Origin of the sequence: Amycolatopsis rhizosphaerae, from assembly GCF_007713715.1 — a bacterium.
In the GTDB taxonomy this organism is placed as follows: domain Bacteria; phylum Actinomycetota; class Actinomycetes; order Mycobacteriales; family Pseudonocardiaceae; genus Amycolatopsis_E; species Amycolatopsis_E rhizosphaerae.
In genome coordinates, this window is sequence record NZ_VJWX01000234.1 from 1 (window position 1) to 10894 (window position 10894).

Annotated in this window: 10 protein-coding genes; 9 read left to right on the forward strand and 1 reads right to left on the reverse strand. The window is 71.1% G+C overall.

What is annotated here, in order from left to right; translation table 11 throughout:
- Window positions 1–1268, reverse strand: a 1268-nt coding sequence (locus FNH05_RS21760) for an alpha/beta hydrolase (protein WP_144590560.1), incomplete at its 3' end; no start/stop codon positions are given.
- 131 nt (window positions 1269–1399) lie between these two features.
- On the opposite strand from FNH05_RS21760, the gene pafA reads away from it, so the two are divergent.
- From pafA to FNH05_RS21805, 9 genes are all read left to right on the forward strand, one after another.
- A complete protein-coding gene (pafA, locus tag FNH05_RS21765) occupies window positions 1400–2758 on the forward strand; it encodes a Pup--protein ligase (RefSeq protein WP_144590561.1) in 1359 nt (452 codons plus the stop codon).
- A gap of 115 nt (window positions 2759–2873) precedes the next feature.
- Complete coding sequence (locus FNH05_RS21770; RefSeq protein ID WP_144590562.1) at window positions 2874–3860, forward strand: helix-turn-helix transcriptional regulator; 987 nt, start codon at window positions 2874–2876, stop codon at window positions 3858–3860.
- Window positions 3857–4834, forward strand: coding sequence for a helix-turn-helix transcriptional regulator (locus tag FNH05_RS21775; protein WP_144590563.1), 978 nt, complete (start codon window positions 3857–3859; stop codon window positions 4832–4834). Before FNH05_RS21770 ends, FNH05_RS21775 begins: the two co-directional genes overlap by 4 nt.
- A gap of 9 nt (window positions 4835–4843) precedes the next feature.
- Window positions 4844–5056: a bacteriophage holin gene (locus FNH05_RS21780; protein ID WP_144590564.1), complete on the forward strand. Its 213-nt coding sequence runs from the start codon at window positions 4844–4846 to the stop codon at window positions 5054–5056.
- Between the two features lie 31 nt (window positions 5057–5087).
- Window positions 5088–5381, forward strand: coding sequence for a Sec-independent protein translocase subunit TatA (gene tatA, locus FNH05_RS21785; RefSeq protein WP_144590565.1), 294 nt, complete (start codon window positions 5088–5090; stop codon window positions 5379–5381).
- A gap of 19 nt (window positions 5382–5400) precedes the next feature.
- The gene (gene tatC / locus FNH05_RS21790) at window positions 5401–6357 is read left to right on the forward strand and encodes a twin-arginine translocase subunit TatC (protein WP_186382671.1); all 957 of its coding nucleotides are present in this window, start codon (window positions 5401–5403) and stop codon (window positions 6355–6357) included.
- Between the two features lie 39 nt (window positions 6358–6396).
- Complete coding sequence (locus FNH05_RS21795) at window positions 6397–7245, forward strand: diacylglycerol/lipid kinase family protein (RefSeq protein WP_144590566.1); 849 nt, start codon at window positions 6397–6399, stop codon at window positions 7243–7245.
- A gap of 54 nt (window positions 7246–7299) precedes the next feature.
- Window positions 7300–10053, forward strand: coding sequence for a DEAD/DEAH box helicase (locus FNH05_RS21800; protein ID WP_144590567.1), 2754 nt, complete (start codon window positions 7300–7302; stop codon window positions 10051–10053).
- Between the two features lie 59 nt (window positions 10054–10112).
- Window positions 10113–10706, forward strand: coding sequence for a DUF4333 domain-containing protein (locus tag FNH05_RS21805; RefSeq protein ID WP_144590568.1), 594 nt, complete (start codon window positions 10113–10115; stop codon window positions 10704–10706).
- Window positions 10707–10894 lie beyond the last annotated feature (188 nt).

A 10894-nucleotide genomic window follows, 5' to 3' on the forward strand; every position in this document is an offset into this window, starting at 1 on the left:
GTGAAGTGCTGGTCGGCGAACATCAGCAGGGAGGGCAGCGCGGCACGGGCCGTGTGCCAGGTGTGGTTGAAGCCGTGTTCGATGTGTACCACGGCTTCCTGGCCGCGGGCTTCGAACGTGGCCGCGATGGTCTTGGCCGTGTCCACGTCGGTCGGGGCACCGGTGCCCACCGCCAGCATCGTCGCGACGGGGTGCGCGAAGGGCATGGTCGGCAGGTAGTCGTGGGGCGTGTTCGCCTCGATCAGGTTCCGGTCGCCGTGCAGCAGGTCCTGGTCGTCGCCGAGGGTGTCGTAGGGCAGGGCGATCAGCAGCGAGCCGAACTGGTCCACGTGGTGCAGGCCGATGTTGAGCGCGCAGTAGCCGCCGCCGGACATGCCGCCGAGCGCCCGGTCGCCGCGATCGGCCACGGTGCGGTAACGCTGGTCGATCGCGGGCACCACGGTCTGCGCGAGGTATGTCTCCAGCTGGGGCCCGCCGGGCACGTTCAGGCACTCCCAGTCGCGGCTGGGCTGGCCCGCGGTCATGTCCAGGCTGACCACGATCGCCGGGGCGATGGCGTGGTCGGCGTAGAGCATGCGCAGTGTGGTGGGCGCGTCGCCCGAGGTGAGCCAGTCCTCCGGCCCGCCGTACGGGTAGCCGTGGATCAGATACACCACGGGGTAGCGCCGTTGCGCGTTCTCGGGCTTGGTGTAGCCGGGCGGGAGCAGCACGAAGGTGTGCCCGGACGGGATGGCGTGCGGCGGGTCGGGCAGTTCGACCTGCTCGATGTGCAGGTCGTCGGGGCGATCGCCGCCCTGGTCGCGGACCTGCCGGGGCCCGCCGCCCTCCTCGGGCCCGTTGCGCCCGTCGTCCAGCAGCCGTCCCATCGCCGCGATCGGCCCGGAGGCGCGCTGGAGCAGGCGGCCCAGATCGTGGCTCGTGCGGACGTAACCGACGTAGGTGTTGACGCCGGTCACCGCGGCGAGCAGGAAGCAGACGAGCGCGGCGATCCCGGCCCGGCGCCCGATCCTGCGCCGGTGCCGGAAGAACACGGCCACCGCGAGCAGCGCCACCGACCAGCCCGCGAAGGTCCACCAGATCGCCGGTGACTCCAGCGGGCCGAGTTCCCGCACGTGGCGGGCCACGTCTTCCGGGATGACCGGGTCACCCACACGTGCGAGAGGGGCCGCGCCGCACCACGACGCGCCCTGCTGCAGGCAGTTGTGTGCAGCCTCGAACACCACGTCCCCTGTCGTCGTGAACCCCCAGGTGGCAGGGACTCCCGTCATCATCCAACACCGTCAAGAAACCGCCATGGCCGGGTCAAGGATGCTTTGACCACGCCGGGCGAACGAAGCCGGGTCGCGCCGCCGCCCGAACGGCGCACCGCACACCCCGCGAAAACGCCTAGCATTGAGAGATGCAGCGGCGGATTTTTGGCATCGAGACCGAGTTCGGCGTCACCTGCACCTTTCACGGGCAGCGCCGGCTCTCCCCGGACGAGGTTGCCCGATACCTGTTCCGGCGGGTGGTGTCGTGGGGGCGCTCGTCGAACGTGTTCCTGTCCAACGGCTCACGCCTGTACCTGGACGTGGGTTCCCATCCCGAGTACGCCACCGCGGAGTGCGACGACCTGGTCCAGCTGGTCACGCACGACAAGGCGGGCGAGCGGATCCTCGAGGACCTGCTCGTGGACGCGGAGCGCCGGCTGGCCGACGAGGGCATAGGCGGCGACATCTTCCTGTTCAAGAACAACACCGACTCGGCAGGCAACTCCTACGGCTGCCACGAGAACTACCTGGTGACCCGCGCCGGCGAGTTCTCCCGCATCGCCGACGTGCTGCTGCCGTTCCTGGTGACCCGTCAGCTGATCTGCGGCGCGGGCAAGGTGCTGCAGACCCCTCGCGGCGCGGTGTACTGCCTGTCGCAGCGTGCCGAGCACATCTGGGAAGGGGTCTCCAGCGCGACCACCCGGTCCCGGCCGATCATCAACACCCGGGACGAGCCGCACGCCGACGCCGAGCGGTACCGGCGCCTGCACGTCATCGTCGGGGACTCGAACATGGCCGAGCCCACCACCCTGCTCAAGATGGGCACCGCGAACCTGGTGCTGGAGATGATCGAGCAGGGGGTGCAGTTCCGGGACTTCACCCTGGACAACCCGATCCGGGCGATCCGCGAGATCAGCCACGACCTGACCGGCCGCAGGCCGGTGCGGCTGGCGGGCGGGCGCGAGGCCTCGGCGCTGGACATCCAGCGCGAGTACTACGGCCGGGCGGTCCAGCATGTGAAGGCCAACGATTCGGGCCCGACCGCGCAGCGTGTCATCGAGCTGTGGGGCCGCGCACTGGACGCGGTCGAGCAGCAGGACTTCAGCAAGATCGACACCGAGATCGACTGGGCGATCAAGCACCGGCTGGTCGAGCGCTACAAGGCCAAGCACAATCTCGACCTGTCCAGCCCCCGGGTGGCCCAGCTCGACCTCGCCTACCACGACATCCGGCGGGGCCGAGGCATCTTCGACCTGCTGCAGCGCAAGGGCCTGGTCCGGCGGATCACCGACGACGGCGAGATCGAGCTGGCCAAGGACACGCCGCCGCAGACCACCCGGGCGAAGCTGCGGGGCGACTTCATCGCGGCGGCCCAGGCCGCGGGCCGTGACTTCACCGTGGACTGGGTGCACCTGAAGCTGAACGACCAGGCGCAGCGCACCGTGCTGTGCAAGGACCCGTTCCGGGCCGTCGACGAGCGGGTCGACCGCCTGATCGGTTCGCTGTGACGGACCGGCACCGATTCACCACTTTCGGGTGAGGAGTCGGTCAGGAGTTCGAATTTCCGGCGTGTATTGCGGCCACCCGCGCATCGGCGCGCCGGGGGCGGGCTAGGGTGTTCGCGTGTCCACCGCCCGCGCCGAACGCCTGGTCAACCTGGTGCTCGCCCTGCTGTCCACCCGGCAGTACCTCACCGCCGACCGGATTCGCGGCATCGTGCCCGGGTATGCCGACGCGGCCAGCGACGAAGCGTTCTCGCGGATGTTCGAGCGGGACAAGACCGAACTGCGGGAGCTGGGGATCCCGCTGGAAATCGGCCGCAATTCGGTCTTCGACGGCATCGACGGCTACCGCATCGCCCGGCGCGACTACGAACTCGGCGAGATCGAGCTGGCGCCGGACGAGGCGGCCGCGGTCGGGCTGGCGGTGCGGCTGTGGGATTCGCCCGAACTGACCGGGCAGGCCCAGGGCGCACTGGTGAAACTGCGGGCCGCCGGGGTGGAGGTCGATCACGGGGCGCCGCCGCTGGTCGAGTCGCGCGTCCGCACCGAGCCGGCGTTCTCCCCGTTGCTGGCCGCCGTCCAGCAACGGCAGGCGGTCCGGTTCGACTACCGCCGTTCCGGTTCCGCGGAGCGGCTGACCCGCCTGCTCGAACCCTGGGGGGTGGTGTCGTGGCGGGCCCGCTGGTACGTCGTCGGGCACGACCGCGACCGCCGGGCCACCCGCTGCTTCCGGCTTTCGCGCATCGTCGGGGAGGTGCGCACGGTGGGCCGTCCTGGCGAGGTCGAGCGGCCCGAGGAGGTCAATCTGCTGGAGTTCGTCGCGGGCAGCAGCCAGTCGGACGCGGAGCAGTCGCCGGTGGCCACGGCGAAGCTGTGGATCGCCGACCGGCGCGCGGCCGGGGTGCGGCGGCGCGCCCGCCTGACCGGCAGGCTGACCGTCGACGGCGTGGCCGGGGACCTTGCCGAACTGGAGCTGTACTACCCGGAGAGCGCGGCGGACTGGATCGCCGGGCACGGGCCCGACGTGCTGGTGCTGGAGCCCGACGTGCTGGCCAAGGCGGTCCGGGAACGGCTGTCGGCGGTGGCCTGCGAGGAGGCCCGCCGATGAGTTCCGCGGACCGCATGCCCCGCCTGCTGGCGCTGGTGCCCTATCTGCTGGCCCGGCCGGGCATCAGGATCGACGATGCCGCCCGCGACTTCGGGGTGACCCCCAAGCAGCTGCGCCGGGATCTGGAACTGCTGTGGATGTGCGGCCTCCCGGGGTACGGGCCGGGCGATCTGATCGATCTGTCCTTCGAGGGCGAGACCGTCACGGTGACCTTCGACGCGGGCATGAACCGGCCGCTGCGGCTGACCGGTGCCGAGGCCACCACGCTGCTGGTGGCGCTGCGGGCGCTGGCCGAAACCCCCGGGGTGCTCGACACCGACGCCGTGCGCCGCGCGATCGCCAAGATCGAGACGGCCGCCGGGCAGGCCCAGCCCTCGGGTGTGGTGGTGGGGCTCGGGGTCCGTGAGGGCAAGACCACCGCACACACCCGTGAGGTGGTGCAGCGCGCGCTGCGGGACGGCCGCGCGCTGCGCATCCGCTACTACACCGCCTCCCGCGACGAGATCACCGAGCGCACCGTCGACCCGATGCGGCTGCTCATCGTGCAGGCCGTGGGCTATCTGGAGGCATGGTGCCGCCGCGCCGAAGGGGTGCGGCTGTTCCGCCTCGACCGCATCGACGACGTGCGGGTGCTCGACGAGGCCGCCTCGCCGCCGTCCACGGCGCGCCCCACCGATCTGTCCGACGGCGTGTTCGCCGCCCGGCCGGGGCAGTCCGTGGCCGAACTCGTGCTCGAACCGGACGCGCGGTGGGTGGCCGAGTACTACCCGTGCGAGGAGCTCGACGAGCTGGAGGGCGGCCGCCTGCGCATCCGGATGCGCTACTGGGACCAGTGGTGGATCGAGCGGCTGGTGCTGAGCCTGGGCGGCGACGCGAAGGTGGAATCACCGCCGCAGCTGGCGGAGGGCGTTCGTCGCCGTGCGGCCGACGCACTGGCCCGGGCTCGTCACCTTCCGTCCACCTTGGGCCAGTAGGGTGACCGCGTGTGGTACACGCTGAGCATCGCGCTCGTCGTGGCCGGGATCGTGATCCTGGTCGCGCTGGTTCTGGCGACGGTCAGGGGCTTGCGCCGATTCCTTTCGGCCGCAAGCATGGTCAGAACGGGGACGAACGACCGGCTGGGCCTGCTCAGGGCCCGCGGGGCGGCCGTTCGCGTGGCTGTTCGGCAGCGCCGGCCAGTGCCGGAGAACCAGTAGTATTGGGCAGGAAAGAGATAGGAGGCCACTCATGCTGAACGGGTTGCAGCCGTGGCACTTGATCGTTTTGGTGCTGATCGTGGTGCTGCTGTTCGGTGCCAAGCGGCTTCCCGACGCCGCCCGCTCCATCGGCAAGTCCATGAAGATCTTCAAGGCCGAGACCAAGGATCTGCGGGACGGTGACTCCGCCGAGAGCCACGACGCCAGGCAACTGCCCGCTTCCACCGCCCAGCCGCAGAACACCGACCAGCAGGTCGCGGAGCTGCAGCGTCAGCTGGACGAGCTGAAGAAGCAGCAAGAGCAGTCGCAGAAGCACGCCAGCTGAGCCGGACGGGATTCCACTAGTGGCGGAGTCCGCCCCCCAAGACCGCCGGACCCGGCGGCGTAAGCGCAGCCGTCGGCACAATCCCGACGGCACGATGACGCTGATCGAGCACATCTACGAGTTCCGGCGGCGTCTCGGCTATGCGCTCTTGGCGCTCCTCGCCGGGGGCATCTTCGGGTTCATCTGGTTCCAGACGAGGCTGGGCCCCATCGAATCGCTCGGGCAGCTGATGAACAGCCCGTACTGCGGTATCCCGGCGGATCGGCTGCTGCCCGGCACGATCGGACCGGACGGCAGCTGCCGCCTGCTGCAGACGGCGCCGTTCGAAGGCATCATGATCCAGCTGAAGGTGGGTCTGGCCGCCGGTGCCGTGGTCACCTCGCCGTTGTGGCTGTACCAGATCTGGGCCTTCATCGCGCCCGGACTGTACTCGAAGGAACGCAGGTACGCGCTGACCTTCGTCGGGTTCGCGAGCATCCTGTTCGCGGGCGGCGCGCTGCTGGCCTACCTGCTGGTGCCGCACGCGTTCCAGATGCTGATGAACTTCGGCGGCGACTTCTTCACCACGGCGCTGACGGCGGACAAGTACATCTCGTTCGTGCTGTCCCTGCTGGTGATCTTCGGGGTGAGCTTCGAACTGCCGCTGCTGGTGGTGATGCTGAACTTCGCGGGCGTGCTGAAGTACGCGCAGCTGAAGAAGTGGCGGCGAGGGATCATCTTCCTGCTGTTCGTCTTCGCCGCGTTCGCCACGCCCGGCTCGGACCCGTTCTCGATGATCGGGCTGGCCGGGGCGCTCACCGTGCTGTTCGAGATCGCCATCCAGATCGCCAGGGTGCACGACCGGCGCAAGGAGGCGAAGCGGGTGGACGAGGGCTGGGCCGATCTGCCCGACGACCAGCCGGCGCCGTTCCAGTACGAGCCGAGCCGGGTCGATGACCAGCCCGCCGCGACGACCAGCACCGACGACATCACCTAGAAACCGTGACATGAAGCGGCGGAGCATTTAGGCGTTAACGTGCGCGCGGTGTTGGCGGTGCACCCCGGTTCCGGCGGGGGCGCCGCGGAGCGGCTCAAGGGCGTGGTGGCCGCCCGGCTGCGTGAGCGGGTGGACCGGCTGGAGCTGTGGACCGGCGACCCGGCCGGTGCGGCGGGCGGGGATCTGCTGGTCGTGCTGGGCGGTGACGGTGCCGTCCACCAGGCGGTGCAGGTCTGTGCGGGCACCGGCACCGCGCTGGCGGTGCTGCCCGCCGGGGGCGGCAACGACTTCGCCCGGGCGCTGGGCATTCCGCTGGATCCCCTGCGTGCCCTCGACACGCTCCTCGACGCGCTGGCCTCCGGGCGCCGCCGCGTGCTGGACCTGGGCCGGGCCGACGACGGGTGCTGGTTCGCCACCGTGCTGTGCGCCGGGTTCGACGCCGCGGTGGCCCGTCTCGCGGCCGCGCTGCGCTGGCCCACCGGGCCGCACCGCTACGACGTCGCGGTGGTGGGCGAGCTGGCGCGGTTCCGGCCGAAGCCGGTCGCCCTGTCCTTCGACGGCGACCGGTGGGAACTGGAGGCCACGCTGGTCGCGGTGGGCAACACGGGCTACTACGGCGGCGGGATCCCGGTCTGCCCCGCGGCGGATCCCGGTGACGGCCTGTTCGACATCACCGTGGTCGGCCGCGCGGGCCGGGCCGACCTGATCCGCCTGCTGCCGAGGCTGCGCACCGGGGCGCACCTGGCGCATCCCGCCGTCCGGACCGTCCGGGCGCGGGAGGTCCTCATCGAGGGCAACGGCTGGCCGGTGGTCGCCGACGGGGAGCCCGCCGGGACCGTTCCGGTGTCCGTGCGGTGCGTGCCCGGGGCGCTGGCGATCGTGCTGTGATCCGGCATACCCCACCCGATGCGCGGGCGGGCCGCGATGTGACACCCTGGCGGGGTGGCCGCTAGCCCTTCTCCCTCCCCGGCCGAGGCCTACCAGGCTTCGCGGCGCCGCGGGAAATACCGACAACTGACCCGGTTCGCGGCGGAAGCGTCGTTCGTGTTCGACGACTTCCAGCTGCGTGGCTGCGAGGCACTGGAAGACGGCCACGGCGTACTGGTGTGCGCCCCCACCGGGGCGGGCAAGACCGTCGTCGGCGAGTTCGCCGTGCACCTGGCGCTTGCCGAGGGCCGCAAGTGCTTCTACACCACGCCGATCAAGGCGCTGTCGAACCAGAAGTACAACGACCTGATCGACCGCTACGGCCCCGCCGCCGTCGGTCTGCTCACCGGCGACACCGCCATCAACGGCAACGCGCAGATCGTGGTGATGACCACCGAGGTGCTGCGCAACATGCTCTACGCGGGGTCTTCGGCGCTGAACGACCTCGGGTACGTGGTGATGGACGAGATCCACTACCTGGCGGACCGGTTCCGGGGCGCGGTGTGGGAAGAGGTCATCCTGCACCTGCCGGAGTACGTGCGCGTGGTGGGCCTGTCCGCGACCGTGAGCAACGCCGAGGAGTTCGGCGAATGGCTGGTCGAAGTACGCGGGGACACCACCGTGGTGGTGGATGAGCACCGCCCGGTGCCGTTGTGGCAGCACATGCTGGTCGGCAACCGGCTGCTCGACCTGTTCGCCACCGAGCCCGGTCATGCCGAGCCGCGGATCAACCCGGGGCTGCTGCGGCGGGCCGAGGAGGTCGGCCGGATGCACGCACCGGCCGGGCTGCGGGGGAGGAGCCGCCAGCAGTACCGGGGTTCTTCGGGGCCGAGGTTCCGGCCGCCGTCCCGCGTGGACATGATCACCCGGCTGGACGCGGCCGGCCTGCTGCCCGCGATCGTGTTCATCTTCTCGCGCGCGGGATGCGACGCGGCGGTCTCCCAGTGCACCCGCTCGGGGCTGCGCCTCAACACCCCGGAGGAGAGCGCGGAGGTCCGGCGCATCATCACCCAGCACACCGGCGATCTCCCGGAGGGCGATCTCGGCGTACTCGGGTACTGGGAGTGGCGGGAGGCACTGGAAAGCGGCATCGCGAGCCACCACGCGGGCCTGCTGCCCGCGTTCAAGGAGACGGTCGAGGACCTGTTCGTCCGTGGTCTGGTGAAGGTCGTGTTCGCGACCGAGACGCTGGCGCTGGGGATCAACATGCCTGCCCGCACGGTGGTGCTGGAACGGCTGGTCAAGTACAACGGCGAAGCACACGTCGACCTGACCCCGGGGGAGTACACCCAGCTGACCGGCCGCGCCGGGCGGCGCGGGATCGACGTGGAGGGGCACGCGGTCGTCGTCTGGCAGCCGGGCGTGGACCCGAAGCAGGTGGGCGGGCTGGCCTCGACCCGGACCTATCCGCTGCGCTCGTCCTTCCGGCCCGGCTACAACATGGCCATCAACCTCGTCGCCCAGCTCGGTCCCGACCAGGCGCGCGAGCTGCTGGAGCAGTCGTTCGCACAGTTCCAGGCCGACCGGTCGGTGGTGGGCCTGGCCCGCCGGATCGAGAAGAACAAGGAGGCGCTGGCGGGCTACGCCGAGGCGATCACCGGCGACTTCGACGAGATGCTGTCCTATGTGGCGCTGCGCAGGCAGATCTCCGACCGGGAGAAGGCGCTCGCCCGCCAGAACACCGCCTCGCGGCGGGCCAGCACCGCCGAGTCGCTGGAGAAGCTGCGCAAGGGCGACGTGATCGCGGTGCCGCAGGGCCGGCGGGCGGGGCTGGCCGTGGTGGTGGATCCCGGACTCGACCCGATCCGGGAACCGCGGCCGGTGGTGGTCACCGAGGACCGGTGGTCCGGTCCGCTGTCGCTGTCGGACTTCCCGGCCCCGGTGGAGCCGCTGGGCCACATCCGGCTGCCCAAGCACGTCGAGCTGCGCTCGCCGAAGACCCGGCGCGACATCGCGTCCACGCTGCGGAACGCCGGGATCGCGCTGCCGTCGCGGCAGCGCAGGCGCACGGGCGCCAACGACGATCCGGAGCTGATCGCGCTGCGGCGCGAGTTGCGGGCGCACCCGTGCCACGGCCTGGCCGAGCGGGAGGCGAACCTGCGCTGGGTGGAGCGGTACCAGCGGCTCAAGGCGGAAACCGACCAGCTGGAACGCAAGGTGGCGGCGACGACGCATTCGCTGGCCCGGGCCTTCGACCGCATCCGGGACCTGCTCGACGAGCGCGGTTACCTCGGCAAGGGCGAAAACCGGGTCACCGAGCACGGGGAGGTGCTCTCGCGGATCTACAGCGAGTCGGACCTGCTGGCGGCCGAGTGCATCCGGCACGGGGTCTGGGAGGGGCTCAGCCCGGCCGAGCTCGCCGCGATCGTGTCGACGCTGGTCTTCGAGGCGCGCCGGGACGCGGCGGGCGAGCCGAGGCTGCCTTCGGGCGCGGTGCCGCGGGCCTGGCAGGACACCGTCCGGCTGTGGACGGACCTGGCCGACGACGAGCGCAGGCACCGGCTCGACCGCACCCGCGAGCCCGACGCCGGGTTCGCCTGGCCGGTGTACCGGTGGGCCAGGGGCGAGTCGCTGGAACAGGTGCTGACCACGGCGGAGGCCAACGGGCAGGAGCTGTCCGCGGGCGATTTCGTGCGCTGGTCGCGGCAGGTGATCGACCTGCTGGACCAGATCCGCACGGTGCTCGGCCGCGGGCACCAGGTGGGCGCGGCCGCGGCGAAGGCCGTGCAGGCATTGCGCCGGGGTGTGGTGGCCGCCGGCGTCGAGTGAACTTTCGGCGCGGTTGTGATTGGATCTCGCACAGCGAGACGGGCCGGAGGAGAACTTCCATGAGCACGCCGTACGGTGGTAACGAGCCGCCCCAGTGGGGGCAGGCGCCCCAGCCCCCGGGGCCGCAGTCGGGCGGATTCCCGGCGGCGGGCCAGCCTCAGCAGCCGCCGCCGTCGCCGCAGTACGGGCAGGAGTACGGCCAGCAATACGGGCAGCAGCCGCCGGGATTCGGCCGGCCTCCTCAGCAGCAGCCCTACCCTCAGCAGTACGGCCAGTATCCGCAGCAACAGTTCGCGGGGCAGCAGCCTGGCCCGTTCGGGCAGCCGGCGCCCGCCCGCAAGGGCGGGAAGGTGCTGTGGATCGTGATCGGGGCGCTCGTGGTGGTGGTCGCCGCACTGGGGATCACCGGGTTCGTCACGCCCGGTTTCTTCGTGTCGCACGTCCTGGACGCCACCGCGGTCCAGAACGGGGTCAAGGACATGCTGAGCCAGTACGGCACGCCCGCGGACTCGGTCTCCTGCCCGCCGGACCAGCCGGTCAAGGCGGGCACCACCTTCACCTGCACCGCCAGCATCGGCGGGCAGCAGCAGAAGGTGCTCGTCACCGTCAAGGACGAGGACGGCCTCTACCAGGTCGGGATGGCCGGGCAATAAAGCGTTCGACGCCGGGGCGGGGCTCGGCCACGATCGGGCCGTGAGCGACTACACCGTACGCACCCTGCGGACCGACGAGACCCGCGCGGCGAGCCTGGTCTTCCGCGGCGCGATGCACCTGCCGCCGATCAAGGACGAGGACTGGGAGGTCGCGCGGCGGCTGTACCAGCCGGAGCGCACCTTCGGGG